Origin of the sequence: Paracoccus laeviglucosivorans, from assembly GCF_900182695.1 — a bacterium.
Taxonomy (GTDB): Bacteria; Pseudomonadota; Alphaproteobacteria; order Rhodobacterales; family Rhodobacteraceae; genus Paracoccus; species Paracoccus laeviglucosivorans.
This window is the reverse complement of record NZ_FXTK01000003.1, coordinates 306,564-331,309: the sequence shown is the minus strand read 5'-3', so window position 1 is coordinate 331,309 and position 24,746 is coordinate 306,564. Positions and strand designations below refer to the sequence as shown.

General features: G+C 63.0%; 24 protein-coding genes. 16 read left to right on the top strand and 8 right to left on the bottom strand.

What is annotated here, in order from left to right; all coding sequences use genetic code 11:
- Nucleotides 1–87 precede the first annotated feature (87 nt).
- Genes FN835_RS05435 through FN835_RS05425 form a run of 3 tightly spaced genes read left to right on the top strand, consistent with a single transcriptional unit; the run spans nucleotide 88 to nucleotide 2,008 of the window.
- The gene (locus FN835_RS05435; protein WP_142662224.1) at nucleotides 88–729 is read left to right on the top strand and encodes a GntR family transcriptional regulator; all 642 of its coding nucleotides are present in this window, start codon (nucleotides 88–90) and stop codon (nucleotides 727–729) included.
- Nucleotides 726–1,352 (top strand): DNA-3-methyladenine glycosylase family protein, encoded by a 627-nt coding sequence (locus FN835_RS05430; RefSeq protein ID WP_185958591.1) that lies wholly within the window; start codon nucleotides 726–728, stop codon nucleotides 1,350–1,352. The genes FN835_RS05435 and FN835_RS05430 overlap by 4 nt, the downstream gene beginning before the upstream one ends.
- Nucleotides 1,349–2,008 carry an alpha/beta hydrolase gene (locus FN835_RS05425; protein ID WP_142662173.1) on the top strand — a complete coding sequence of 220 codons (660 nt, stop codon included), beginning with the start codon at nucleotides 1,349–1,351 and terminating at the stop codon, nucleotides 2,006–2,008. Before FN835_RS05430 ends, FN835_RS05425 begins: the two co-directional genes overlap by 4 nt.
- A 193-nt stretch (nucleotides 2,009–2,201) precedes the next feature.
- On the opposite strand, the gene FN835_RS05420 is transcribed toward FN835_RS05425, so the two are convergent.
- Nucleotides 2,202–2,618, bottom strand: coding sequence for a VOC family protein (locus FN835_RS05420; RefSeq protein ID WP_142662172.1), 417 nt, complete (start codon nucleotides 2,616–2,618; stop codon nucleotides 2,202–2,204).
- Between the two features lie 67 nt (nucleotides 2,619–2,685).
- Between FN835_RS05420 and FN835_RS05415 the strand changes: the two genes are divergently transcribed.
- Both FN835_RS05415 and FN835_RS05410 read left to right on the top strand, forming a co-directional pair.
- A complete protein-coding gene (locus FN835_RS05415; RefSeq protein WP_142662171.1) occupies nucleotides 2,686–3,006 on the top strand; it encodes a DMT family transporter in 321 nt (106 codons plus the stop codon).
- A 153-nt stretch (nucleotides 3,007–3,159) separates the two neighbouring features.
- Entirely contained in the window at nucleotides 3,160–3,753 is a 594-nt protein-coding gene (locus FN835_RS05410; protein WP_142662170.1) for an HNH endonuclease, read from the top strand.
- On the opposite strand, the gene FN835_RS21180 is transcribed toward FN835_RS05410, so the two are convergent.
- Nucleotides 3,750–3,911, bottom strand: a complete 162-nt coding sequence (locus tag FN835_RS21180) for a hypothetical protein (protein ID WP_185958590.1) — start codon at nucleotides 3,909–3,911, stop codon at nucleotides 3,750–3,752. The two genes, FN835_RS05410 and FN835_RS21180, sit on opposite strands and share 4 nt — an antisense overlap.
- A 139-nt stretch (nucleotides 3,912–4,050) precedes the next feature.
- On the opposite strand from FN835_RS21180, the gene FN835_RS05405 reads away from it, so the two are divergent.
- Nucleotides 4,051–5,133 carry a PA0069 family radical SAM protein gene (locus tag FN835_RS05405; RefSeq protein ID WP_142662169.1) on the top strand — a complete coding sequence of 361 codons (1,083 nt, stop codon included), beginning with the start codon at nucleotides 4,051–4,053 and terminating at the stop codon, nucleotides 5,131–5,133.
- On the opposite strand, the gene bmt is transcribed toward FN835_RS05405, so the two are convergent.
- Entirely contained in the window at nucleotides 5,130–6,083 is a 954-nt protein-coding gene (gene bmt / locus FN835_RS05400; protein ID WP_142662168.1) for a betaine--homocysteine S-methyltransferase, read from the bottom strand. The genes FN835_RS05405 and bmt overlap by 4 nt on opposite strands.
- A gap of 82 nt (nucleotides 6,084–6,165) precedes the next feature.
- Nucleotides 6,166–7,185: a tryptophan--tRNA ligase gene (trpS, locus tag FN835_RS05395; RefSeq protein WP_142662167.1), complete on the bottom strand. Its 1,020-nt coding sequence runs from the start codon at nucleotides 7,183–7,185 to the stop codon at nucleotides 6,166–6,168.
- Between the two features lie 111 nt (nucleotides 7,186–7,296).
- Here trpS and FN835_RS05390 point away from each other — a divergent pair, with 111 nt between their 5' ends.
- The gene (locus FN835_RS05390; RefSeq protein ID WP_142662166.1) at nucleotides 7,297–8,010 is read left to right on the top strand and encodes a rhomboid family intramembrane serine protease; all 714 of its coding nucleotides are present in this window, start codon (nucleotides 7,297–7,299) and stop codon (nucleotides 8,008–8,010) included.
- Here the strand turns inward: FN835_RS05390 and murJ are convergent.
- The 3 genes from murJ to FN835_RS05375 form a co-directional block, all read right to left on the bottom strand.
- The gene (murJ, locus tag FN835_RS05385; RefSeq protein ID WP_142662165.1) at nucleotides 8,001–9,545 is read right to left on the bottom strand and encodes a murein biosynthesis integral membrane protein MurJ; all 1,545 of its coding nucleotides are present in this window, start codon (nucleotides 9,543–9,545) and stop codon (nucleotides 8,001–8,003) included. The two genes, FN835_RS05390 and murJ, sit on opposite strands and share 10 nt — an antisense overlap.
- Before the next feature lie 10 nt (nucleotides 9,546–9,555).
- Nucleotides 9,556–12,303: a [protein-PII] uridylyltransferase gene (locus tag FN835_RS05380; RefSeq protein WP_425467453.1), complete on the bottom strand. Its 2,748-nt coding sequence runs from the start codon at nucleotides 12,301–12,303 to the stop codon at nucleotides 9,556–9,558.
- A gap of 65 nt (nucleotides 12,304–12,368) precedes the next feature.
- A complete protein-coding gene (locus tag FN835_RS05375; RefSeq protein WP_142662163.1) occupies nucleotides 12,369–13,568 on the bottom strand; it encodes a penicillin-binding protein activator in 1,200 nt (399 codons plus the stop codon).
- A gap of 146 nt (nucleotides 13,569–13,714) precedes the next feature.
- Here FN835_RS05375 and rsmI point away from each other — a divergent pair, with 146 nt between their 5' ends.
- The 3 genes from rsmI (at nucleotide 13,715) to gshB (ending at nucleotide 16,016) form a co-directional block, all read left to right on the top strand.
- Nucleotides 13,715–14,617: a 16S rRNA (cytidine(1402)-2'-O)-methyltransferase gene (rsmI, locus tag FN835_RS05370; protein WP_142662222.1), complete on the top strand. Its 903-nt coding sequence runs from the start codon at nucleotides 13,715–13,717 to the stop codon at nucleotides 14,615–14,617.
- The gene (locus tag FN835_RS05365) at nucleotides 14,614–14,997 is read left to right on the top strand and encodes a YraN family protein (RefSeq protein ID WP_142662162.1); all 384 of its coding nucleotides are present in this window, start codon (nucleotides 14,614–14,616) and stop codon (nucleotides 14,995–14,997) included. The genes rsmI and FN835_RS05365 overlap by 4 nt, the downstream gene beginning before the upstream one ends.
- Before the next feature lie 68 nt (nucleotides 14,998–15,065).
- Nucleotides 15,066–16,016 carry a glutathione synthase gene (gene gshB, locus FN835_RS05360; RefSeq protein ID WP_142662161.1) on the top strand — a complete coding sequence of 317 codons (951 nt, stop codon included), beginning with the start codon at nucleotides 15,066–15,068 and terminating at the stop codon, nucleotides 16,014–16,016.
- 827 nt (nucleotides 16,017–16,843) lie between these two features.
- Here gshB and FN835_RS05355 read toward each other — a convergent pair.
- Nucleotides 16,844–18,358: a YifB family Mg chelatase-like AAA ATPase gene (locus tag FN835_RS05355; protein ID WP_142662160.1), complete on the bottom strand. Its 1,515-nt coding sequence runs from the start codon at nucleotides 18,356–18,358 to the stop codon at nucleotides 16,844–16,846.
- Between the two features lie 132 nt (nucleotides 18,359–18,490).
- Here FN835_RS05355 and coaBC point away from each other — a divergent pair, with 132 nt between their 5' ends.
- From coaBC to FN835_RS05325, 6 genes are read left to right on the top strand one after another with little or no spacing between them, the layout of a single operon-like run.
- Nucleotides 18,491–19,753 (top strand): bifunctional phosphopantothenoylcysteine decarboxylase/phosphopantothenate--cysteine ligase CoaBC, encoded by a 1,263-nt coding sequence (gene coaBC / locus FN835_RS05350; protein ID WP_142662159.1) that lies wholly within the window; start codon nucleotides 18,491–18,493, stop codon nucleotides 19,751–19,753.
- Complete coding sequence (locus tag FN835_RS05345; RefSeq protein ID WP_142662158.1) at nucleotides 19,750–20,817, top strand: cysteine desulfurase family protein; 1,068 nt, start codon at nucleotides 19,750–19,752, stop codon at nucleotides 20,815–20,817. Before coaBC ends, FN835_RS05345 begins: the two co-directional genes overlap by 4 nt.
- Nucleotide 20,818: 1 nt before the next feature.
- Nucleotides 20,819–22,342, top strand: coding sequence for a Fe-S cluster assembly protein SufB (gene sufB / locus FN835_RS05340; protein WP_142662157.1), 1,524 nt, complete (start codon nucleotides 20,819–20,821; stop codon nucleotides 22,340–22,342).
- Nucleotides 22,339–22,650: a heavy metal-binding domain-containing protein gene (locus tag FN835_RS05335; protein ID WP_142662156.1), complete on the top strand. Its 312-nt coding sequence runs from the start codon at nucleotides 22,339–22,341 to the stop codon at nucleotides 22,648–22,650. The genes sufB and FN835_RS05335 overlap by 4 nt, the downstream gene beginning before the upstream one ends.
- 9 nt (nucleotides 22,651–22,659) lie before the next feature.
- A complete protein-coding gene (sufC, locus tag FN835_RS05330) occupies nucleotides 22,660–23,415 on the top strand; it encodes a Fe-S cluster assembly ATPase SufC (protein ID WP_142662155.1) in 756 nt (251 codons plus the stop codon).
- The gene (locus FN835_RS05325) at nucleotides 23,415–24,746 is read left to right on the top strand and encodes a SufB/SufD family protein (RefSeq protein ID WP_142662154.1); all 1,332 of its coding nucleotides are present in this window, start codon (nucleotides 23,415–23,417) and stop codon (nucleotides 24,744–24,746) included. The genes sufC and FN835_RS05325 overlap by 1 nt, the downstream gene beginning before the upstream one ends.

The following is a 24,746-nucleotide window of genomic DNA, read 5'->3' as shown; positions in this document are numbered from 1 at the left end:
ACCTGCCTAAGCCCGCAGCAGGGCGCTTGCAATCCCGAGCCGCAAGCCGTGCTTGCAATCCTGCGCCCGACCGGGAATCGTGCGCGCATGAAAGACGCCTATTCCCTGATCCTTGCCGCCATTGACAATGGCACCTATCGCCCCGGCGACCGCTTGGTCGAATCCGAACTGGCCGAGCGTTTTGGCGTCTCGCGCACGCCGGTGCGCGAAGCGTTGCAGCGCCTTGAGACACAATCCATGCTGAAACGCGACGGGCGCAGCCTGATCATCGCGACACTGGATCACAACCAACTGGCCGAACTTTACACCGTCCGCGCCGAGCTTGAGGCGCTGGCCGCGCGCCTTGCCGCCAATCACGCCACACCCGAGGAAATCCGCGTCCTTGCCAGCATGGTCGAGGAGGATCGCAGGATTTTGGGCGATCCGCAGGCGCTGTCGCGGTCGAACCGGCGGTTCCATCACCAGATCCACCTTGCCTCCCATAACCGTTATCTGGTGCAACAGCTTGATCTGGTCCATCGCAGCATGGCGCTGATGGCGCGCACGACGCTGGCGGCCAAGGGCCGCGATGCCGTCAGCCTTGATGAACATCAGGAAATCGTCGATGCCATCAACGCCCGCGACGCCAAGCGGTCCGAGGAGGCACTGCGCAAGCATATCTCGATGGCCTATGAGACCCGCCTGAAGGAAGAGGCCAAGCGTGCCGTCGATATAGGTCTGGACGAATGATCCGCCAGATTCGCACCCAGGACGATATCCTTGAGGGTGCGGACCATCTGGCGCGGGTCTGTCCGGTTTGGGCGCGTGTGCTGCCCGAACTTGGCCCCTTGCCGCTGCGCCGTTGGGACGAAGGTTTCGTGTCCATCCGCGATGCCATCGTCTCGCAGCAGATTTCCACCCATGCGGCGGGCGCCATCGTCGCGCGCATGGTTGACGCAGGGCTGGCGGATGAGGCCGGGATCAACGCTGCCGATGACGACGCGCTGCGCGCGGTGGGTCTGTCGCGGCCCAAGATGCGCTATCTGCGCGGCATTGCCGAAGCCGGGCTGGACTGGACCGCGCTGCGCGACCTTCCTGACGAGGAGGTGATCGCGCAGCTGACCGCCCTGCCGGGCATCGGGCGCTGGACCGCCGAGATCTACCTGAAATTCGCGCTTGGCCGCCCTGATGCCTTTGCCGCAGCCGACCTTGCCTTGGCCGAGGCGGCGAAGCTGCTTTACGACCTGCCCGAACGCCCCGGACCCTCCGCGCTGATCGCCCTGGCCGAGCCGTGGCGACCTTGGCGTGCGGTTGCGGCCCGTGGGCTGTGGGCATATTACCGGGTGGCAAAAGGACGCGAGGGGGTCAGATGACGCGCGAATTGAAATCTGAACGCAAAGGGCCAGAACAGGCTGATTCGGTTGTGGTTTTCCTGCATGGCTACGGCGCGGACGGTGCCGACCTGCTGGGTCTGGCCGATCCCTTGGCGCCACATCTGCCGACGACCGCATTTTATGCGCCGAACGCGCCGGGACCCTGCGTCAACAATCCGATGGGCTATCAGTGGTTTCCGATCCCGTGGATGGACGGATCGTCGCCCGAACAGGCGCGCGCCTCGGCGGAACAGTCATTCGCCGACATCAATGCGTTTCTGGACATGGTGCTGGCTGCCGAAAGCATCGAACCCGATCGTCTGGCGCTGGTCGGCTTTTCGCAAGGCACGATGATGGCGCTGGAGGTCGCGCCGCGCCGGGCCAAGGAACTGGCCGGCGTCGTCGGTTTCTCGGGTCGGCTGCTGGACCCCGAGGGGCTGCAGGGGCAGGTCCGTTCCAAGCCGCCGATTCTGCTTTTGCATGGCGACCAGGATCCCGTCGTGCCCTTTGACAGCTTGGGAATTGCTGCCGACGCGCTGACCGCCGCCGGGTTCGAGGTCTATACCCATGTGATGGAAGGCACGCCCCACGGCATTTCGCCGGATGGGTTGTCGATGGCGCTTGGGTTCCTGAAACGTCAATTTGACGCCAGGTAGGTGAAGATTTCATGAAATAGGGCTTGCAGCGCGCCGGGCAGGGGATAGGCTCACCCCTACGATACGAGGAGAAATCGTCATGGACCTGATCTGGATCGCGCTGATTGCTTTGGTTCCCGCCACGGTCGCAGTCGCATCTGTGCGTCAGCCGCAGCCGCAAAAGGTCGCCGTCCGCGCCCGTCGCCGCTAAGGTCTAGCCCCAGATTTTCGGGTCGGCGATTTCGATGGAATTGCCGGCCGGGTCGCGAAAATAGATCGAGCGGCCACCTTGCGGCCATGTAAAATCCGCCTCGATCGTGATGCCCCGGCTTTGCAGATAGTCGCGCCATTCCTGAATTTTGCCTGCATCCACAGCAATGCAGAAATGTCCCGCGCCCTTGGTTCCATGCGGCGGCACGGGCAGGCGGGCATCGCGCCGCGGCGGTTCGCGCGTGGCATCGGGATCGAAGATCAGCAGCACCTGCGCACCGCAGCGGAAAAAGACATGCCTGCCGGGCACGCGGGCGATTTCCTGAAAACCCATCACATCGGTCCAGAATTCCGCTGCGGCGTTCAGATCGGATGCGTAAAGCGCGCTTTCCAGCGTGCCGATGATCGGGGGATGTTTCATCGCCTCCTCGCTTGACCGGACCGTTTCAGCCAAGCACAAACCTGCCATGACCATAACGGAGCGTGCAATGGCTTGGGTTTATCTTGGAATCGCGGGAATTCTGGAAGTCGTCTGGGCCTTCGCAATGAAACAGTCCGAGGGCTTTACCAAACCCATGGCCACTGTCGTGACGGTGGTGGGGATGATTGCCAGCGTGTGGTTTCTGTCGATGGCAATGCGCGTGCTGCCTTTGGGCACGGCATATGTCATCTGGACGGGTATCGGAGCCATCGGCGCCTTTGTCCTGGGCATCGCCTTTCTTGGCGAATCCGCCGATCCGTTGCGGTTGATTGCGGCGGCGCTGATTATCGGCGGACTGTTGCTTTTGAAATTCGCCACGCCTCACTGACGGATGCCGACTGAAATTCGTCACGCCGATGTCACGCAGCGGGGTTATCCGGGTGCAGGACATATATTCAGGGGCTTGTCAGTTCCGGGTCGCGATATATAGTCGAGCCGAAGACGTTCCGACAAGTTCCGGGTAAGGCGAGGCAAGGGGCCGATGCTGGACGACCACGGTGATTTCCGAACTCATTTCGTGCGCGAGCCTTCGAACTTGCGCCACTATCCCGCGCTTGTGCTGAACGCTGATTTCAGGCCACTCAGCTATTACCCGCTGTCATTGTGGCCGTGGCAGGAAGCGATCAAGGCGGTCTTTCTGGACCGGGTTCAAATCATCGCCGAATATGACGAAGTGGTGCGAAGCCAACGTGAGGCGATACGCATCCCCTCGGTCGTCGTGTTGAAAGATTTCATCAAACCTCAGAAGCGCGTGGCATTCACGCGCTTCAATCTTTTTCTGCGGGACGAATTCTGCTGCCAATATTGCGGGGCCAAAGGCGAATTGACCTTTGACCATGTGGTGCCGCGTTCGCGGGGCGGCGTGACAAGCTGGGAAAATGTCGTTGCGGCCTGTTCGCCCTGCAACCTGAAAAAGGCCAACAAGTCGCTGCGCAATTCCGGCCTGAAACTTCGCCGTTCGCCCCGCCACCCTTCGCCCGAGGAAATGCACGCGGTCGGTCGGCGTTTCCCGCCGAACTATCTGCATGAAAGCTGGATGGATTACCTTTACTGGGATACCGAGCTGGAAAGCTAATGATGCCTGCGCGTCGCCAGATGTGCGACGGCTGCTGCCATCAGCACCAGCAGACCCAAGACCAGTAACGGCACACCCGCAGCACTTGCCACCCAGATGGTCAGACCCGCCGCAAGAATGACGGCGACGATCAGGATCAGGAAATGGGGCAGGGGCATGGCGTCCTCCTTTGGGATCAGTATGCGTCTCCTTGGCGCAAATCGAAAGCGGATATGAAGATAACCCGCCAAAGGTCGGTGGGTTTCACCCGTCTTATGTGTTCTTGAAATGTTCCTGTCTGAGGGGTAGTGTCGATGCATGACCCTGCCACCCAGAAACCCGGACGAAATCCTGAAAGCGCGCGGCGCGGACAAGCGCCCGGACGGCCGGTTCGAGCCTTATCAGCGGGTGCGTGAATCCGACGATTGGGATATTCCCGAAGAACAAAGCCTGCTGCGGACCGAAGTGGCAGAGGAGCGCGCGCGCTCGATCATTTCGCGCAACGTGTCGCCCGACATCGGCTTTGATCGTTCGGTCAATCCGTATCGAGGTTGCGAACACGGTTGCATCTATTGCTTTGCACGGCCCAGCCACGCCTATCTGGGCATGTCGCCGGGTCTTGATTTCGAAACGCGGCTGACAGCCAAGCCCAATGCGCCGGAACTGCTGGCGGCAGAAATTGGGCGGCGCGGCTATGCAGTTGCGCCCATCGCCTTCGGCACCAATACCGACCCCTATCAACCGATCGAGGCGAAGTATCAGATCATGCGCGGTTGCCTGACGGTACTGTCCGACTGGAACCATCCGATGACACTGGTGACACGTGGCGCGACGGTCCTGCGCGATCTGGATATTCTGGGCGATATGGCCGCGCGAAAACTGGCATGGGCCGGGGTGTCGGTCACGACGCTGGACCCGGCGCTGGCGCGGCAGATGGACCCGCGCGCGCCCGCGCCCGCCACGCGGCTGCGCATGATCGAAGGGCTGGCGCAGGCGGGCGTGCCGGTTTTCGTCATGGTTGCGCCGATGATCCCCGTTCTGAACGATCACGAAATGGAACGCATCATGCAGGCTGCCCGCGACGCCGGTGCCAGCGGTGCCAGTATGATCCCCGTGCGCCTGCCGCTTGAGGTGGCGCCCCTGTTCCGCGACTGGTTGGAACGCAACCATCCCGGTAAGGCCGCCCATGTGATGAACCGTATTCAGGCCATGCGCGGCGGGCGTGACAACGATCCCCGTTTCGGCTCTCGTATGCGCGGCGAAGGCCCCGAGGCCGAGTTGCTGCGCCAGCGTTTCCGGCTGGCCCGCAAGCGGCTGGGATTGGAACGGAACCGGCAGGTGCTGGACTGCAGCCGCTTTGGCCCGCCGCCACGGGCGGGGGACCAGATGTCGCTGTTCTAGCGGGTCATCAGCGCCTCGATCCGCGATGATATGGCGTCCGAACTGGGGCGCGGGCCGCTGGGACGCTGTTCCAGCGCATCGCGCATCGCGGCAAGATGCGCGGGTGTGGTGCCGCAGCAGCCGCCGATGATCCGAATGCCAAGGTCGCGGGCCAGCACGGCGAATTCGGCCATCACCTCGGGCGTGGCGTCATAGACCAGCCCGCCATCCTGATAGCGCGGGACGCCCGCATTCGGCTTGGCGATCAGCGGCCTTTCGCAGCCAGCCGCCGCAAAGCCCGATACCGCCAGCAGCAGTTCCGAAGGGCCCGTGCCGCAATTCGCCCCGTAAGCGACCGGAGGATAGGGCAGGCGGTCGATCAGCTTTGCCAGTTGCGGTGGGCTGACGCCCATCATCGAACGTCCGCCCGGCTCAAAGCTCATCATGCCGCACCATGGCAGGCCCGCTTCTTCGGCGGCGCGGGATGCGGCGCGCATTTCCTCGGCCGCGCTGACCGTCTCGATCCACAGGATGTCAGCCCCGCCTTGCTTCAGCGCCAGCGCCTGTTCGGTAAAAAGCTGCGTCGCCTGTGTCTCGGTCAGGTGGCCGACGGGGGCCATGATTTCGCCGGTTGGTCCGATAGAACCCGCGACGATGACCGGACGCCCGGCATGTTCCACGGCTTCGCGGGCCAGACGGGCGGCGGCAAGGTTGATCGCGGCCACACGGTCCTGCGCGCGGGCCAGCCGCAGGCGGCTGGCATTGGCGCCAAAGCTGTTGGTCAGGATCAGGTCCGCGCCAGAGGCGATCATCTGGCGATGCAGGTCGCGCACGCGGTCGGGATGTGTTTCGCACCACAGATCCGGCACATCGCCGGGGGCAAGGCCCATATTGTAAAGGTTCGTCCCGGTCGCACCATCAGCCAGAAGCCATTGGCGCTGACCGAGTAACCGGGACAGCAAATCCGTCATCGTCAAAATCCGTGGTCACATGGGACGATGCTAGCACGCCCCATGCGGAAATGGTTGAATTAATTGGGCGCTTTAACGTGAATTAGCGCGAGCGGATCATCCCCATGATCTCTTTCGTGCGCTCGACAATGGGGGCCGCGATGGCCGCCGCCTGATCTGCGCCGCGGCCCATGATCCGGTCGATTTCGGCGGGATCGGCCATGAACTGGCTCATCTTGGCGGTGATGGGGGCCATGACCTCGACCGCGATCTCGGCCAAGGCGGGCTTGAACGCACCAAAGCCCTGACCTTCAAAACGGCCCAGCACCTGATCGGCGGTTTCACCCGACAGCGCGGCATAGATATTGACCAGATTGCGGGCCTCTGGGCGGTCTTTCAGCCCTTCCATATTGCCCGGCAGCGGATCGGCATCGGTGCGCGCCTTGCGGATTTTCTGCGCGATGGCGTCGGCATCGTCGGTCAGGTTGATGCGGGTCGCGTCCGAAGGGTCGGATTTCGACATCTTCTTGGACCCGTCACGCAAGGACATGACGCGGGTGGCGGTGCCCTCGATCAGCGGTTCGGTGATCGGGAAGAATTCCTGCCCGTAATCGTGATTGAACTTGGCCGCGATGTCGCGGGTCAGCTCCAGATGCTGTTTCTGATCTTCACCGACCGGGACGGCGGTGGCGTGATAGGCCAGAATATCCGCCGCCATCAACGAGGGATAGGCCAGCAGCCCCAGCGACGAATTTTCGCTGTTCTTGCCCGCCTTGTCCTTGAACTGGGTCATGCGATACATCCAGCCCACGCGCGCCACGGTATTGAAAAGCCAAGCCAATTCGGCGTGTTGGCTGACCTGGCTTTGGTTGAACAGGATCGACACTTCCGGGTCCACGCCCGAGGCAAGAAACGCCGCTGCGACCTCGCGGGTGTTGTGGCGCAGCTTCTTGGGGTCTTGCCAGACGGTGATCGCGTGCAGGTCCACGACGCAATAGATCGTCTCGGCGCCCTTGCCCTGATATTCCGCAAAGCGTTTCAGCGCACCCAGATAGTTCCCAAGCGTCAGCCCGCCCGAGGGCTGGATGCCAGAGAAGATGCGCTTGGCGAAACTGGTGGTCATGGCACTACCTGCTTGGAAAATCCCGTGGGCTGGCTTACCCCTTGGCCCGCGCGGGCGCAACCGCCCGCAAGGAAGAACTGGGCGTGTCCGCCCTGCAATTATGGAGCAAAGATGCGTCCCGGTTTCGATGAATCGCCCCTGAACCCTGTGCCCGCCGTGGTCTGGGCGCTGGTCCTGCCGATGATCGCCTGCGAAGCGGTGTTCGGCCTTGCCCAGGTCGGGCTTTTGGGCGGCGGTGCGCCGGGGGCGGGTCTTGCCATGCGCCAGATCGCGGTCGAGCGCACGGCCTTCATCCCCGAAATGGTACTGCAACTGATCCAGATGCGCGCTTTCATCATTGATCAAAGCTGGCGCATCCTGACCTATTCCTTTGTGCATCTGTCGATCATGCACGCGCTTTTCGTGATCGTATTCGCGCTGGCACTGGGGAATCTGCTGGCCACCCAGTTCCGCGCATGGGCGGTGATCGTGCTGTTTCTTGGCTCGGCCATTGGCGGTGCGCTGGTCTATACACTGTTCGTCGGGCTTTTGCCGCAGTTTCGATTTCAGCCGCTGATCGGTGGTTATCCCGCGGTTTACGGCTTTGTGGGTGCCTTCACCTTCCTGCTATGGACCCGGCTGGGACAGGAAAATGCCAACCGGCTGCGGGCATTCACGCTGATCGGAATGCTGCTGGCGTTCCAGCTGGTCTTTGCGATCCTGTTCCAAAGCGGCAATACTACTTGGATCGCCGAAGTCGCGGGTTTCGCAACCGGCTTTCTGTTGTCTTTCGTGCTGATCCCCGGAGGGATCGGGCGGGTGATCCGCCAGATCCGTCAGCGTTGACGCCGCAAACCGGCTTTAAGATCCGAGGCGCGAAACGCCCCGAGCGCGACACCGGCGGCGGCATAGGCGACCATGCCGCCCACCACCAGCACGATAAGCGCCAGATAGCGCGTTCCGGGCTGATAAAGCATGTCGCCCAAGACCAGCATCAGCCCCCAGATCACCACGCCCATCACAGCCGAGGCCGCGATGATACGGGGCAGACGTCCGCGCAGCCGGTCGTCGAATGCCGCAGCCTCGCCATAGGCGCGGGTGCCCAGCCATAGCTGCGCGGCCATGGTCCAGCCCGCGATGGTCGTGCCAAGCGCCGCTGCCGAAAAGCCGATCAACGGCGCAAGCCCCAAAGCCGCGACAGCGTTCACCACCATCGACCAGACCGCGAAGCGGAAGGGGCGGCGCGTGTCTTCGCGCGCGAAATACAAGGGTTGCAGCACCTTTTGCAGCACAAAGGCGGGCAGGCCCGCGCCATAGATCGCCAAGGCCAGCGCGGTGGGCGCCACATCCGCCTCAAGGAAGGCGCCGCGTTTGAACAGGACCGAGATCAGCGGATATGCCGCAACCATCAGCGCCACGGCGGCAGGCACGGTCAGAAACAGCGCGAATTCGGTGGCGCGGTTATAGGCGTGGCGGCCACCCTCGGTATCCTCGGCCTTCAGGCGGCGCGAGATGTCGGGCAACAGCACGATGCCGATGGCGATGCCCACCACGCCCAAAGGCAGCTGATACAGCCGGTCGGCATTGGTCAGCCATGCAATCGCGCCGTCATAGAACGATCCGACCTGACGCCCGACCAGCAGGTTGATCTGAACGACGCCCCCCGCCAGAACGGCAGGTGCGGCCACGGCCAGCAGGCGGCGCATGTCGGGCGACAGACGAGGGCGGCGCAGGCGCAGCGGAAAGCCCATGCGCTTGGCTGCCCACCAGACGGTGAACAGCTGCGCGATCCCCGAAATCGGCGTGGACCACGCCATCGCAGCGCCCATGTCCCAACCGTTCCAGTCCGCCAGCAGCATCGCGGCGATCAGGATGAAGTTCATCAGCACCGGCGCGGCAGCAGCGGCCATGAAGCGCCCGCCCGCGTTCAAAAGCCCCGACAGCAGCGCCGTGAGCGAGATGAACAGGATATAGGGAAAGCAGATGCGGCCATAGATCACCGCCAGATCGAACCGCTCATCGCCCTTGAAGCCTGCTGCCATGGCGAAAACTAGCCACGGCATCGCGAAATGCGCGATCAAGGACACGATCAGCACGACGGTGAACAGACCCGAGAACGCCTCCTCGGCAAAGCTGCGCGGGTTGTCCCCGGCCTCCAGCCGCTTCGAGAACATGGGCACGAACGCGGTGTTGAACGCGCCTTCGGCAAAGAAGCGGCGGAACATGTTGGGCAGGGTAAAGGCCACCAGATAGGCCTGCGCCACCGGACCCGTGCCCAGATAGGCCGCGATCATCACGTCGCGGACAAAGCCCACAAGCCGACTGGCCAGCGTCCATGCACCGACCGAAAGAAAGCCGCGGATAAGTCTGATCGGTTGCATGGATCGTCTTTCAGAACGCGCCGCCAAGGGGCCGCTCGGCCTTTTCGGCCCGCTCGGCGCCGTCCTTGATGGCTTGCTGCAATTTCTTGGACAGGGTGTCGCGGCGCTGCTGCTGATGCAGCTTCAGCCCGAACATGTCCTTGACATAGAAGGTATCGACGACCTGCGCGCCGAAGGTCGCGATCACGGCACTGGCGATCTGGATATGGCTTTCCGCCAGCGTCCGAGTCAGATCGTAAAGCAGGCCGGGGCGGTCGCGTGTATCGACCTCGACCACCGTGTAGACATCCGAGGCTTCGTTGTCGAAGGTCACATGCGTCGGGAAGCGGAAGGCGCTTTCGCGTTTCTTCGGCTTGTCGCGTCCGGCCAATGCCTCACGCGCCACGATCTCGCCCGAAAGCGTGCGTTCGATCATCTTGCGCAGGCGGGGCAGGCGTTCGATGTCATAGGGATGGCCGTCGCTGTCCTGCAGCCAGAATACAGCCGTCGCGAAACCGTCCCGCGTCGTATAGGTCCGCGCATCGACCACATTCGCGCCGACCAGCGCCAACGCTCCGGCAAGGCGCGAGAAGATGCCCGGATGGTCGGCCAGCACGAAGGCCGCGCGGGTTGCGTCGCGGTCGGTATCGGGATGCAGGTCGATGCGGATCTGGTCATCGCCCAGACCCCGCAGCAGATCGGCAAAGACGCCCTGCGTTTCCGTGGGCAGGCCGGGCCAATAATTGTCGTAATGGCGGCCAAGCTCGGTCTTGATGGCCTTCGGTTCCCATTTCCGGGCTGATAGCAGGTGGCGCAGGGAACGCTTCGCCTCGCCGATGCGCTTGTCCCGGTTGATCTCTTCAAGGCCGTTTTTCAGCGCACGTTCGGTCTCGGCATGCAGTTTGCGCAGCAGCATGGCTTTCCAGTTGTTCCATGTGCCCGGCCCGACGCCGCGAATGTCGCAGACGGTCAGCACGATCAGCAGGTCCAGCCGCCGCGTGCTTTTCACCGCCTTGGCAAAGTCGCGCAGGGTGCGCGGATCGGCAATGTCGCGTTTCTGCGCCACGTCCGACATCAGCAGGTGATTGCGGATCAGCCATTCGATCGTCTCGATCTCATCCGCGGGCAGGCCGAAGCGCGTGCAGATGCGCCGCGCCAGTCGCGCGCCAAGGATCGAGTGATCCTCGGCCCGGCCCTTGCCGATGTCGTGAAACAGCACCGCCAGATAGATGACGCGGCGGTTGATCTTGCCCTGCATGATCCGCGACACAACAGGCAGATCTTCCACCACCTCGCCGCGCTGGATCGAGGAAAGCGCCGCAACGCATTGAATCGAATGTTCGTCCACCGTGTAGTGGTGATACACGTTGAACTGCATCATCGCGACGATGGGCGCGAATTCGGGGATGAAGGCCGCAAGCACCCCCAGTTCGTTCATGCGCCGGATCGGGCGTTCCGGGTTGCCGTGTTTCAGCAGCAGGTCCAGAAAGATGCGCACCGCTTCGGGGTCCTGGCGCACGCGGTCGTCGATCAGCCGCAGGTTCGCCGCGACCGAGCGCATGACATCGGGGTGCAGCAGCACTTGCAGGCGCAGCGCTTCCTCGAACACCAGAAGCATGTTCAAGGGATTGGCAAGAAAGGTCGCCTCATCCGTATAGTTCAGCCGCCCCTGATCGATGCGGAAGCCGGGCTTGGCGCGTTTGCGGCGTGAAAACAGCGTGCCAAGGATCGGGGCCTTGTAAAGATGCCACCCCTCAAGCGCGACAAGGAAGACACGGGTCAATTCGCCCACGCGGGTCGCATGGGTGAAATATTCCTGCATGAAGATTTCGACGGCGCGCCTGCCGCCATGGTCGCGATAGCCCATAGCACGGGCCACCTCGACCTGCATGTCGAAGGTCAGTTGTTCGACCGGACGCCCGGCGATCAGATGCATGTGGCAGCGCACGGCCCACAGGAAATCCTCGGCCCGCCAGAAGGTCAGATGTTCGTCGCGGGTAAAGAAACCCAGATCGACCAGTTCCACGGCGCGATCGACGCGGTGGATGTATTTGGCGATCCAATACAGCGTCTGCAGGTCGCGCAGCCCGCCCTTGCCCTCTTTGACGTTGGGTTCAAGGACATAGCGTTGACCGCCCTGGCGGCGGTGGCGTTCGGCCCGCTCGGCCATTTTCGCTTCGATGAATTCGGGAACTGTATTGTCGAACAGTTCGGCCCACAGGCGTTCGCGCAGGCTTTCGGCGGGCGCGGCATAGCCGCAGATCAGCCGGTGTTCCAGCAGACTGGTGCGTATCGTGATGTCACCCGCCCCAAGTCGCAGGCAGTCGTCGATGGATCGCGTGGACTGCCCGACTTTCAGCTTGAGATCCCAAAGCATGTAAAGCATCGATTCGACGACGCTTTCGGCCCAGCCAGACACTTTCCACGGGGTCAGGAACAGCAGGTCCACATCCGATTGCGGGGCCATTTCCGCGCGGCCATAACCGCCGATGGCAAGGATGGACAGTTTTTCGGTATCGGTCGGGTTCTTTTGCGGATGCAGGATCGTGGTCGCGACGTGATGCACGGCGGTGACGATGGCATCGGTCAGGCTGGCAACGGCGCGCACCGTTTCGCGCGCGGCGCGCGGGTGTGTGCGAAAACCCGTCACCAGATCGGACATGGCGTCGGCCCGCGCCTGTGCCAGAATCGCCACCGCGCGGGCACGGATGTCGCGGGGATCGGACAGTTCGGCAAGCTCTGCCGTCAGGCGGGGCAGAAAGCTGTCGGGGGAAAACAAGGAATGCGCCCCGGGCAATGCCGGGGCGCTTTGAGGAAGATTGTCGGTCGAATTGTCGTTCAAGGTCAGAATCCGTAGCCGCCGAAGCTGCTGGGCGCGGGGTCCAGCACCTCGACACGGCCATTGCGAATGGTGGCGACGGCCAGCGCACGTTCGTTCGTGCCGTCGCGATTCAGGCGGAATGCGCCGTTGATGCCGGCAAAGCCTGCATTCTGGGTCAACCCAGCGGTGGTCAGCGCATTGCGCTTGCCCGCGCGGACCAGTGCCGCGATCGCCGCCACCCCGTCATAGCCCAGCGAGCCAAGATCATGCGGCGTTTCGCCATAGGCCGAGCGGTAGCGCTGATCGAACTGCGCCTTCATCCGGGTGTCGGGAAGCGCGAACCAGCCGCCCTGCACGCCGCGCAGGCCCAGACGGTCGGCAGGCTGGTCCCAGCGGGTCAGGCCCATCATCTGGACATTGGCCGAGGTCACGCCCGAATCCGCCAGCCGGTCCGTCAGATAGGGCAGCACGGCACCCTGGTTCGCGGTCAGGAAGATCGCATCCACATTGCCTGACAGCGCGGCCTGGCTGACATTCGGGATCACTCCGTCGATGCCCTGACGCGACACCGGATGCACGGCCATGCCCGCCATGGTGACGCCGTTGCGCTGGATCGCCTGCTGAATCGCCTGTGCGCCGATCTGGCCCGCGGCGTCATCTTCGGCCACGACCATGATGCGGCGGCGGCCTGTATCCTTGGCGTATTTCACCAGACGGTTCGCGGTATTGGCAAAGGTATTTCCCAGCACGAAGACGTTGCCGCCCGCAATATCCGCGTTGTTCGAGAATGACAGCACATTCACGCCGCGCGGTGCCATCGCATTGCCCACCGCATTGGCGCTGTCTGCGAACAGCGGGCCAAGGATGATCTTTGCGCCCTGATCCGCCGCCTGGTTCGCCTGCGCCACCGCCGTCGCCGGGTCCGAGCCGGAATTGTAGATGCGCAGATCGATGGTCGCGCCCTGCGCGTCGCTGGCCGCCATCTTGGCCGAGTTCGTCAGCGACCGCGCCAGCCAGTCCAGATCCGGCGCACCGCCCGGAACCAGCAGCGCCACCTGCACGGGCTGCGACGGATCGATCGTCTGTCCCGACGATCCGCCCGATACGCCGGTCTCGATCGGCTGACAGGCGGCAAGCACCAGGGCCGAAGCTATGGCGGCGAGGCGCGCGAAGGGACGGCGCAGATCGAAACTGCTGCCGCGGATCGTGGTCTTGGCGGTCATGGCGTGATTCCCTGTGACTGGGGGGACTAAGGACTTAACGCAGGCAGGTTATTGGCATATCCGGGGGTTGGCAACTTGCCCGCGCAGCCATTGGCACACCCCTTGGCCGCGCAGCCCGAGACAGAAGGACAAGCAAAATGAGCGACATGCCAGAGGCTGCATCGGGACCGGCTGCACGCCCGGTCTCACTCTCGATCTCGGTCGAAAAGCCCGAGGCGGCGCTGCATCTGGTGGCCACCCCGATCGGGTCGGCGCGCGACATCACGCTGCGGGCGCTGGATGTGCTGAATGCCGCCGACATCCTTGCCGCCGAAGATACCCGGACCCTGCGCCACCTGATGGACATTCACGGCATCGCGCTGCGCGGGCGCCGGATGATCGCCTATCACGATCACAACGCAGACCGTGCGCGTCCCGCCATCCTTGAGGCGCTGCGGGCGGGACAATCGGTGGCCTATGCATCGGATGCGGGCACGCCGCTGGTGGCCGATCCGGGTTACCGCCTTGCGCGGGACGTGATCGCCGAAGGGCTGACGGTCAGGGCATTGCCCGGCCCATCGGCCGCATTGGCGGGGCTTTCGGTATCGGGTCTGCCCAGCGACAGGTTTATGTTCGTGGGCTTTGCGCCCTCGGCCGCGGGTGCGCGTCGGCGCTGGATCGAAAGCTGGATCCGGGTCGAAGCGACGGTCATCGCCTTTGAAAGCCCCAGGCGCGTTAAGCAATTGTTGGAGAATTTCTGCGAGATTGAGGCGAATCGAATTACGGTGATTTGCCGGGAACTGACCAAGAAATTCGAAGAGGTGATGCGCGGAACCGCTGCCGAACTGGTGCAGCGTATCCCGGACGAAGGATTGCGTGGCGAAGTCGTCGTGCTGTTCGGCCACCCCGAGGAGCGGGAGGCCAGCGAAGAAGATTTGCGGGCCGCACTTGCGGCGCTGCTGGGCGATATGCCTGTCAAAGAGGCGGCCGCGCAGGTCGCCACAAGATATGGTCTGCCACGGCGCGATGTCTATGCGCTTGCCTTGGCCATGAGGAAGGAAGACGAATGAATCAGATCACGGCATCGCGCAAAGCCAAGGGTAGCACCGCCTATTCGGCAGGTGGGATGGGCGAGGACAGCGTGTCCCGTGACTATCTGGCGCGGGGCTATGCACTGATCGCATCGCGCTGGCGGGGAAAATCAGGAGAGATTGACCTGATCATGCAGCGCGATAACGAATATATCTTCATCGAGGTCAAGAAATCCGCCTCGCATCGACAAGCTGCAGAAAGAATTGATCGGCGGCAGATGGACCGGATTTGCCATGCCGCATTGGAGTTTTGCGGCGGGCAAGCGGACGGGCTGATGACCCTGATGCGCTTTGACGCGGCACTGGTCGATCACACCGGACGGGTCGAGGTGATCGAAAACGCCTTTGGCATGGCCTGACCGGGCAGGCTTGCAAACTGGGCCATTGCAGGCGACAACTCGCGCCGAACTAGGCTGGAGTTGATAGCATGAGTCTTTACGTGGCCCTCCAGATGGACCCGGTCGAGCATGTCTCGATCAATGCCGACAGCACGTTTCGTCTTGGCCTTGAAGCGCAGGCGCGGGGGCATCGGCTGTTTCAGTATACCGTTGACAAGCTGAGCTATGTCGAAGGACGCGTAATCGCCAAAGGGCGTCCCATCACCCTGCAGCGCGAGGAAGGCAATCACGTCATCTTCGGCGATTGGGCCGAGGTGGATCTGGCGGACTTCGATGTCGTCTGGCTGCGGCAGGACCCGCCCTTTGACATGGGCTATATCACTAACACCCATCTGCTGGATCGCGTGCATCCCGAAACTTTCGTGGTCAACGATCCGTTCTGGGTGCGCAACTGCCCGGAAAAGCTGCTGGTTCTGGATTTTCCCGACCTGACACCGCCGACGCTGATCACCCGCGATCTGGCGCAGATCCGCGCGTTTCGCGAACGCCACGGCGATATCATCGTCAAGCCGCTTTACGGCAATGGCGGTGCGGGCATTTTCCATCTGCGCCCCGAGGATCCGAACCTGTCTTCGCTTGTCGAGACGTTTTCGGCCATCAACCGAGAGCCGATCATCGCGCAGAAATTCCTGCCCGCCGTGGTCAAAGGCGACAAGCGGATCATTCTTGTCGATGGTGAGCCGGTAGGTGCCATCAATCGCGTTCCTGCCAAGGGCGAGGCGCGGTCGAACATGCATGTCGGCGGGCGTCCGGAAAAGGTCGGCCTGACCGAGCGCGAGCGCGAGATTTGCGCCATCATCGGGCCGGTGTTGCGTGAAAAGGGGCTGATCTTTACCGGTATCGACGTGATTGACGGCTGGCTGACCGAGATCAATGTCACCTCTCCCACCGGGATTCAGGAGCTTGAGCGTTTTGACGGCATAAATGCAGCCGCGCTGATCTGGGACGCGGTGGAGCGGCGTTTGGCTGAGCGGACGTAAACGTCCTTCTAGGAGAGCTTTGACGCTCGCTTGGGATTAGCAGGTTGCTCCATGCTGCTTTCTGATCGCTGCGCATGTTGTGGACGCGATTTTATTCGCAGATGATGATGAAACAGGGCACCGCGTTTACATGAATGCGGTGCTTCTCTAGTCGTGTCCGCGAAGTTATTTTTCCGATAACATCAAGACTGAACCGTGCCTTGTTTGACGGCTTGGCTCGGGGGTGAAGCGTGTCGGTATCAGACAGCGATGCGCAACTTTGCATCACTCGACTGCGCATGAGGTTGCAGCTGTGGCTTTGATCTTGAACACAACTGCGGTCGATTTCGCCTAAGTTCCAGCGCAGTTGTCGTTGGTGGTGGCGCGGGGCGAGCTCCTGAAGACGGCACTCGAAAAGTTTATGGGCCGACTTGAGCCGCATTGCGAAAGCCCATGTCTTGGCAGAATGGGCACGCTTGTGGTGGGATCTGCTGCGGCATTGGGCGCTTAATCCAAGCTGAAGCCGTGGCAGAAAAAATCACCTGATACGGCTACGCCCCGCCAGTTGAGCTATCGAATACAGCGGAAACTTGGTTTTCGGTGATCGTTTGGCAACTTATGCAAAGCGCCGCCGAGAGGCGGGTTATCTAACGTCCCCCTCAAGCAGTTAGCCCCCAACGGTAACGTCGAATATGCCGCCCGGTGGAAAACCTGCCGCAGTTGATGGACAGTGGACACATCAGGGTTACGAAGGGCGTCGCTTTTCAGTGTAAACCTCAACGTCTCGGGGTGTGAACAACAATACAGTCGCGATCGGTGTGCCGTTTTATTGCCGGATACGGCGCAGCTCAGCCCATCTGCGTAAATGCCAGCCGATAGGACAGCGCCTCGGCCAAGTGGGGCTGGCGAATTTTGGCCGAGGCGTCCAGATCGGCAATCGTGCGCGCCGTGCGCAGGATGCGGTGATAGCCGCGCGGGGTCAGGCCAAAACGCTCGGCGGCGCGGGTCAGCAGGTCGCGGCATTCCTGATCCAGTGGGGCGACCTCCTCCAGCAGGCGACCCGAGGCGTCGGCATTCACCCGCGCCTGCGGATGGCCTGAAAAACGCTCGGACTGGATTGCGCGGGCAGCGGCCACGCGGGCGGCCACGTCAGCCGAGCTTTCGCCCCGACCGGGCAGGTTCATCTCGTCGATAGTGATCTGCGGCACCTCCATGCGCAGGTCGAAACGGTCCATCATCGGACCGGACACGCGGCCCATGTAATCGGCGCCGCAGACGGGTGCCTTGGCGCAGGCGCGGGCGGGATCGGGCAGATAGCCGCAGCGACAGGGATTGGCCGCCGCGACCAGCAGGAAGCGCGCCGGGTAGCGGATATGGGCATTGGCACGCGAGACGTGAATCTCTCCGGTCTCGATCGGTTCGCGCAGGGCGTCGATGACGCGGCGTTCAAATTCCGGCAGTTCGTCCATGAACAGCACGCCGTTATGGGCAAGGCTGATCTGGCCCGGCCCGGCATGGCGTCCACCGCCGACGATCGCGGCCATCGAGGCGGTGTGATGCGGCTGGCAGAACGGGGCCGAGCGAGAGATCGCACCATTCTTCAGCATACCCGCGACCGAATGAATGACCGAGGTTTCCAGCGCCTCGGTCGGGGTCAGGGGTGGCAGAATTCCGGGCAGGCGTTTGGCAAGCATGGTTTTCGTGGCGCCCGGTGCGCCGACCATCAGCAGATGATGACGGCCGGCTGCGGCGATTTCGATGGCGCGACGAGCGCGTTCCTGACCTTTCACATCGGACAGGTCATCGAAAATGTCGCGATCCCGCGCCTCGCCGGGGTCGGCGCGGGTCAGCGGCGCGCGGTCGGTCAGGTGATCGACAGCCTCGCGCAGATTGCGTGGCGCAAAGACCGGAACGGCACCGACCCAGGCGGCCTCGGGACCGCAGGCGGCAGGGACCATCAGCGCACGGTCATCCTCGGACGCGGCTAGCGCGGCGGGCAGGGCGCCTGCGACCGGCGAAAGCCGTCCATCCAGCGCCAGTTCCCCAAGCGAGACAATCTGCGACAGCGCATCCGTCGGGATCACCTCCAGCGCCGCAAGCACGGCCAGCGCGATGGGCAGATCGTAATGTGAGCCTTCCTTGGGCAGATCCGCTGGCGACATGTTCACCGTGACTCTGCGCGAAGGCATGGCGATGGACAATGCGCCAAAGGCCGCGCGGACACGTTCGCGCGCCTCGCTGACCGATTTGTCGGGCAGACCGACGATGCCGAAACCCGGCAGGCCCGGCGTGACCGAACATTGCACCTCGACCAGTCGGGCCTCGACCCCCTCGAAAGCCACGGTATAGGCGGTTGCTGCCATGTCGTCCCCGGAATGCGCTTGGCAGATCGTTAACCGGATCGTGTTTAAGGAAAGGTTAACGGGCACGTTTCCTTGCCGCAGGCGGGCTTTCCCCCTATGTGCAGGGACAAGGCCACGTCGAAGGGAGCAACCATGCTGGGCAGCCGCGTCTTGCTGATTGTCGGAGGGGGCATCGCCGCCTTCAAGATCCCGGAACTGATCCGCATGTTGCGCCGCGAAGGTGTGGCGGTGACGCCTGTGCTGACGCAGGCGGGGGCGCAGTTCGTGACGCCGTTGACGCTGTCGGCGCTGGCCGAACAGCCCTGCCACACCGAGCTGTTCGACCTGACCCGCGAATCCGAGATGGGGCATATCCAGCTGTCGCGCGCCGCCGATCTGGTGGTGGTGGCCCCTGCGACGGCCGACCTGATGGCGCGGATGGTGGCGGGGATGGCGAATGATCTGGCCTCGACCCTGCTGCTTGCGACCGACAAGCCGGTGCTGATCGCGCCCGCGATGAACGTGCGGATGTGGCAGCACGCCGCCACCCGCCGCAATCGCGATATGCTGGAGGAGGACGGCATTCGTTTCGTCGGTCCAGTCGAAGGCGACATGGCTTGCGGCGAATACGGTCCGGGCCGCATGTCGGAACCCGAGGAGATCAAGGAAGCCATCCTGACCGCTCTTGGTCGTGTGCGCCCGCTACGGCTGCCGCCCGAGGCGGTGGTGGCGCTGCCCTCGCAACGTCTGGCGGGGCGGCATGTGATCGTGACCTCGGGGCCGACGCATGAGCCGATCGACCCGGTGCGCTATATCGCCAACCGCTCCAGCGGGGCGCAGGGGACGGCGATTGCCGCCGCGCTGCGTGATCTGGGGGCAAAGGTCAGTTTCGTCACCGGCCCCGCCGAAGTGCCGCCACCTGCTGGCGTCGATGTGATCCGCGTCCAGACTGCGGTCGAAATGCGCCACGCGGTCGAGACGGCCTTGCCCGCCGATGCTGCCGTCATGGCCGCCGCTGTGGCCGATTGGCATGTGACGAACGCGCAGGATCACAAGATCAAGAAAGATGCCGGCGGCATGGCGCCCAGCCTGCAATTTGCCGAAAACCCCGATATTCTGGCATGGATCGGGCATCTGGCGCAGAAACGTCCGGCGCTGGTCGTGGGCTTTGCCGCCGAAACCGATGATGTGATCGCCCATGCGACCGCCAAGCGTCTGCGCAAAGCTGCGGATTGGATCGTCGCCAATGATGTCAGCCCCGCGACCGGCATCATGGGCGGGACGGAAAATGCCGTCACGCTGATCACCGAAGACGGCGCTGAAAGCTGGCCCCGGATGCGCAAGGAACAGGTGGCTGCGCAGCTGGCCGAACGCATTGCCGACGCGCTGGATCACCTGCCGGAGGATTTGGGATGAACCGCACCTATCTGGATTGGAACGCCACCGCCCCTCTGCGTCCCGAGGCCCGCGAGGCGATGCTTTCCGCGACCGAGATCGTGGGCAATCCGTCATCCGTCCATGCCGAAGGCCGCGCCGCGAAATCCGCGCTGGAGCGTGCGCGCGAGGATGTGGCCGCGGCGCTGGGGGCCGAAGGGGCGGATGTCATCTTCACCTCGGGCGCGACGGAAAGTGCTGCGCTGGTGCTGCAAGGGCGCGATCTGGCCTGCGCGGGGGTGGAACATGCCGCCGTGCTGGCCTGGGTTCGGCCTGAACTGGCGGTGGATGCAGCGGGTATCGTGACGGTTCCCGACCCGGCGCGCGCAACTTTGCAACTGGCCAATCCCGAAACCGGCGTCATTCAGGATCTGCCGCACGGGCTGGCCGTCAGCGACATGACGCAGGCTTTCGGGAAAATCCCCTTTGCCTTCAACTGGCTGGGGATCGAGGCGGGATTTGTCAGCGCCCATAAGCTGGGCGGGCCGCGCGGCATCGGCGCGCTGGTCGTCAAACGCGGGACCGAGATCGAGGCGCGTCTGAAAGGCGGCGGTCAGGAACAGGGCCGCCGCGCCGGGACCGAGAACCTGATCGGCATCATGGGCTTTGCCGCCGCCGCGCGCGCAGCGCAAGCGGATCTGGATCGTGGCATCCCTGAAAAAATGGCCGAGATCAGGGATTCGCTGATGGCCGCACTGGAATCCCAGACGGAAATGGTTACATTCCCGGGACGCGAATCCCGCCGCCTGCCCAATACATTGTCGATCCTGACGCCGGGTTGGCGCGGAGAGACGCAGGTGATGCAGATGGATCTGGCCGGTTTCGCCGTTTCGGCGGGCTCGGCCTGTTCGTCGGGGAAGGTCCGGCCAAGTTCGGTCCTGACGGCCATGGGCATCGCGGCGGAATGGGCGGGCGATGCGATCCGCGTCTCGATCGGTCCGACGACGGACGGTCGGGATGTTGTGCGTTTCGCAGATGCCTGGCTGGCGGCCCATGCGCGCTGGCGGCAAAGGAATGACACGCGGGAAACCGCAGGAAGGGTTTGAGATGGCTGCTGAACTCGAAGAAATTGAAGTCCGCGAAGGCGTGGACCGCGAGACCGTCGAGACCGTCCAGAACATGGGGTCGTATAAATACGGCTGGGACACCGAGATCGAGATGGAATACGCCCCCAAGGGCGTGAACGAAGACATCGTTCGCCTGATCTCGACCAAGAACAACGAACCCGAATGGATGACCGAATGGCGCCTGCAGGCTTTCCGCCGCTGGCAGACCATGACGGAACCGAAATGGGCGATGGTGAACTATCCCGAAATCGACTTTCAGGATCAGTATTACTACGCCCGTCCCAAAAGCATGGAAGTCAAGCCGAAGTCACTGGACGAGGTCGATCCCAAGCTGTTGGCGACCTATGAAAAGCTGGGGATCCCGCTGAAGGAGCAGATGATCCTTGCAGGCGTCGAGGGGGCTGAGGATGCCCCGGCGGAGGGCCGCAAGGTCGCCGTGGATGCCGTGTTCGACAGCGTTTCGGTTGGCACGACCTTCAAGGACGAACTGGCTAAGGCGGGCGTGATCTTCTGCTCGATCTCCGAGGCGATCCGCGAACATCCCGAGCTGGTCCAGAAATATCTGGGCAGTGTCGTGCCGCAATCCGACAACTTCTATGCGACGCTGAACAGCGCCGTGTTCTCGGATGGGTCGTTCGTCTATATTCCGCCGGGCGTGCGCTGCCCGATGGAGCTTTCGACCTATTTCCGCATCAACGCGGAAAACACCGGGCAGTTCGAACGGACGCTGATCATTGCCGACAAGGGTAGCTATGTCAGCTATCTGGAAGGCTGCACCGCGCCCAAACGTGACACCGCGCAGCTGCACGCCGCCGTGGTCGAGATCGTCATTCTGGAAGATGCCGAGGTGAAATACTCGACCGTCCAGAACTGGTTCCCCGGCGACGAAGACGGCAAGGGCGGCATCTACAACTTTGTCACTAAGCGCGCCGATTGCCGCGAGGCTCGGGCCAAGGTGATGTGGACGCAGGTTGAAACCGGCTCGGCGATCACGTGGAAATATCCGTCCTGCATCCTGCGCGGCGAAGAAAGCCAAGGCGAGTTCTATTCCATCGCCATCGCCAACAACATGCAGCAGGCCGACACCGGGACCAAGATGATCCATCTTGGCAAGAACACCCGATCGCGCATTGTTTCAAAAGGGATTTCTGCGGGCAAGGCGCAGAACACCTATCGCGGTCTGGTGACGATGCACCCGCGCGCCACCAACAGCCGCAACTATACCCAATGCGACAGCCTGCTGATCGGTGATCAATGCGGTGCGCATACCGTGCCCTATATCGAGGTCAAGAACACCTCGTCCCGCGTCGAACATGAGGCGACGACCAGCAAGGTCGATGACGACCAGCTGTTCTATTGCCGCGCGCGTGGCATGGATGAGGAAGAGGCCGTCGCGCTGGTCGTGAACGGCTTCTGCCGCGAAGTGCTGCAGGCGCTGCCGATGGAATTCGCAATGGAAGCGCAGTCGCTGGTCGCGATCTCGCTTGAAGGGTCGGTGGGATGATCGTCACCACGACCAACAGTGTCGAGGGTCGCCGCGTCACCGCCTATCATGGCGTCGTGACCGGAGAGACGATCATCGGTGCCAATATCTTCCGTGACCTGTTCGCAGGCATTCGCGACATCGTGGGCGGCCGTTCCGGCGCCTACGAATCCGCGCTGGCCGAGGCGCGCGAAACGGCCCTGTCGGAAATGCAGGACCGTGCCCGCGCCGCTGGCGGCAATGCCGTGATCGGTGTCGATCTTGACTATGAAGTCATCAACAACATGCTGATGGTGTCCGCCTCGGGCACCGCCGTGACCGTGGAATAGGAACGAAACATGCTGGAAATCAAGAATCTGCACGTCAAACTTGAGGAAGAGGATAAGCAAATCCTCAAGGGCGTGGATCTGACCGTCCCGGCAGGCGAGGTCCATGCGATCATGGGCCCGAACGGTTCGGGGAAATCCACGCTGTCCTATGTGCTGTCGGGCCGCGACGGTTACGAAGTGACCGAAGGTGAGGCCTCGCTGGACGGTGAGGCGCTGCTGGAGATGGAGCCCGAGGAGCGCGCTGCCGCCGGTCTGTTCCTTGCGTTCCAATACCCGGTCGAAATTCCGGGCGTGGGCAACCTGACCTTTCTGCGCACCGCAGTGAACGCTCAGCGCAAGGCACGTGGCGAGGAAGAACTTTCCTCGGCCGAGTTCCTGAAGGTCGTGCGCGAAAAGGCCAAGACCCTGCAGATCGACGCCGACATGCTGAAGCGTCCGGTCAATGTGGGCTTCTCGGGCGGTGAGAAAAAGCGCAACGAAATCCTGCAGATGGCAATGCTGGAACCCCGGATGTGCATCCTGGATGAAACGGATTCGGGTCTGGACGTCGATGCGATGCGTCTGGTGGCCGAAGGCGTGAACGCGCTGCGTTCGCCCGATCGCAGCTTCCTTGTCATCACGCATTATCAGCGCCTGCTGGACCATATCAAACCGGACGTGGTTCACATCATGTCGAACGGCCGCATCATCAAGACCGGCGGCCCTGAACTGGCGCTGGAAGTCGAAAAGAACGGCTACGGCGATCTGCTGGCGGAGGCCAACTGATGGCGGATACGGCTGTTCTTGCCGCCCAGACCCCAACGGTCGAGGGGAAAGCGCGGCCCGGCGATGCGGCGCTAACGGCGCGGCTGGCTGCGCTGGACCTGCCGCAGGGTGGTTTCACCCGCGCGGCCCGCGCCGATGCGGCTGAGCGCCTGCAGGCAATGGGCCTGCCGGGCGCGCGTGACGAATACTGGCGCTATACCGACCCGGCGGCGTTCAACGCACCGAAGGCCACTGCGCTGGACATCCCGGCGCGTGAATCGACCCTGTTTGCGGAAATCGACCGGCTGAAGCTGGTCTTTGTCGATGGCCGTTTCGATGCAGACGCCTCGGACGATCTGGCGGGCGAGGGGTTGGAAATCTCGACGCTGGCCACCGCCGATGCGGGCGATCACTGGGCCGCTGCCTTTTATGGCAAGCTGGAGACCGAGGGGCAGACCCCGGTGAAGCGTCCCTTTGCCGTGCTGAACACGCTGGCAGCCGTCGATGGCGTGCTGATCCGTGTGACGGGGCAGGTCGCGCGTCCGGTGCATCTGATCTATCGCCGCGCCGATGCTGCCGCGGACGTGATGGTGCATCACGTCGTGGCGCTTGAGGAAGGTGCCGAACTGACGCTGCTGGAAACCGGCGCGCTGGGTGCACGTTCGAACGCGGTGCTTGAGGTGGACGTGGCCAAGGGCGCGCGTTTCCATCATATCGCCAGCAAGCGTGCCGACGATGCCAAGGTCGGCATCGGCCATATCTTTGCCCGCGTGGGTGAAGCTGCGCTGTTCAAGTCCTTCTCGCTGGCCGTCAATGGCGAGATGATGCGCAACGAAGGCGTGATCCAGATCCTTGGCGACGACGCCGTGGCACATATTGCCGCCGCCGCACTTGGCGATGGCAGCACCGGCAAGTTCCATCACGACGACACCGTTTTCATCACCCATGCCGCCGAGCGTTGCGAAAGCCGTCAGGTGTTCAAGAAGGTGCTGAAGCACGGTGCGAATGGCATCTTCCAGGGCAAGATTCTGGTGAAACCCGGCGCGCAAAGGACCGATGGCTACCAGATCAGCCAAGGTCTTCTGCTGGACGAAGGCAGCCAGTTTCTGGCCAAGCCCGAGCTGGAGATCTATGCCGACGACGTGAAATGTTCGCATGGTTCGACGACCGGTGCGCTGGATGAAACGGCGCTGTTCTACCTGCGCTCGCGCGGGGTGCCGCGTGAACAGGCGATCGTGCTGCTGGTGCTGTCCTTCCTGGCCGACGCGCTGGATGAGATCGAGGATGACCGTCTGCGCGACGACATTCTTGGCCGTCTGGACGAATGGCTGACCAGCCGGGCTGCAAGCTAA

Excerpts from the sequence above, each read along its gene's own strand:
- FN835_RS05430 (WP_185958591.1), top strand. The coding sequence starts at position 726 with ATGATCCGCCAGATTCGCACCCAGGACGATATCCTTGAGGGTGCGGAC.
- FN835_RS05375 (WP_142662163.1), bottom strand. The coding sequence starts at position 13,568 with ATGACCGCCAAGACCACGATCCGCGGCAGCAGTTTCGATCTGCGCCGT.
- FN835_RS05435 (WP_142662224.1), top strand. The coding sequence starts at position 88 with ATGAAAGACGCCTATTCCCTGATCCTTGCCGCCATTGACAATGGCACC.
- FN835_RS05335 (WP_142662156.1), top strand. The coding sequence starts at position 22,339 with ATGATCGTCACCACGACCAACAGTGTCGAGGGTCGCCGCGTCACCGCC.
- FN835_RS05425 (WP_142662173.1), top strand. The coding sequence starts at position 1,349 with ATGACGCGCGAATTGAAATCTGAACGCAAAGGGCCAGAACAGGCTGAT.
- FN835_RS05365 (WP_142662162.1), top strand. The coding sequence starts at position 14,614 with ATGAATCAGATCACGGCATCGCGCAAAGCCAAGGGTAGCACCGCCTAT.
- sufC (WP_142662155.1), top strand. The coding sequence starts at position 22,660 with ATGCTGGAAATCAAGAATCTGCACGTCAAACTTGAGGAAGAGGATAAG.
- sufB (WP_142662157.1), top strand. The coding sequence starts at position 20,819 with ATGGCTGCTGAACTCGAAGAAATTGAAGTCCGCGAAGGCGTGGACCGC.
- FN835_RS05355 (WP_142662160.1), bottom strand. The coding sequence starts at position 18,358 with ATGGCAGCAACCGCCTATACCGTGGCTTTCGAGGGGGTCGAGGCCCGA.
- FN835_RS05415 (WP_142662171.1), top strand. The coding sequence starts at position 2,686 with ATGGCTTGGGTTTATCTTGGAATCGCGGGAATTCTGGAAGTCGTCTGG.
- FN835_RS05405 (WP_142662169.1), top strand. The coding sequence starts at position 4,051 with ATGACCCTGCCACCCAGAAACCCGGACGAAATCCTGAAAGCGCGCGGC.
- gshB (WP_142662161.1), top strand. The coding sequence starts at position 15,066 with ATGAGTCTTTACGTGGCCCTCCAGATGGACCCGGTCGAGCATGTCTCG.
- FN835_RS05390 (WP_142662166.1), top strand. The coding sequence starts at position 7,297 with ATGCGTCCCGGTTTCGATGAATCGCCCCTGAACCCTGTGCCCGCCGTG.
- rsmI (WP_142662222.1), top strand. The coding sequence starts at position 13,715 with ATGCCAGAGGCTGCATCGGGACCGGCTGCACGCCCGGTCTCACTCTCG.
- FN835_RS21180 (WP_185958590.1), bottom strand. The coding sequence starts at position 3,911 with ATGCCCCTGCCCCATTTCCTGATCCTGATCGTCGCCGTCATTCTTGCG.
- murJ (WP_142662165.1), bottom strand. The coding sequence starts at position 9,545 with ATGCAACCGATCAGACTTATCCGCGGCTTTCTTTCGGTCGGTGCATGG.
- coaBC (WP_142662159.1), top strand. The coding sequence starts at position 18,491 with ATGCTGGGCAGCCGCGTCTTGCTGATTGTCGGAGGGGGCATCGCCGCC.
- FN835_RS05410 (WP_142662170.1), top strand. The coding sequence starts at position 3,160 with ATGCTGGACGACCACGGTGATTTCCGAACTCATTTCGTGCGCGAGCCT.
- trpS (WP_142662167.1), bottom strand. The coding sequence starts at position 7,185 with ATGACCACCAGTTTCGCCAAGCGCATCTTCTCTGGCATCCAGCCCTCG.
- FN835_RS05325 (WP_142662154.1), top strand. The coding sequence starts at position 23,415 with ATGGCGGATACGGCTGTTCTTGCCGCCCAGACCCCAACGGTCGAGGGG.
- FN835_RS05420 (WP_142662172.1), bottom strand. The coding sequence starts at position 2,618 with ATGAAACATCCCCCGATCATCGGCACGCTGGAAAGCGCGCTTTACGCA.
- bmt (WP_142662168.1), bottom strand. The coding sequence starts at position 6,083 with ATGACGGATTTGCTGTCCCGGTTACTCGGTCAGCGCCAATGGCTTCTG.
- FN835_RS05345 (WP_142662158.1), top strand. The coding sequence starts at position 19,750 with ATGAACCGCACCTATCTGGATTGGAACGCCACCGCCCCTCTGCGTCCC.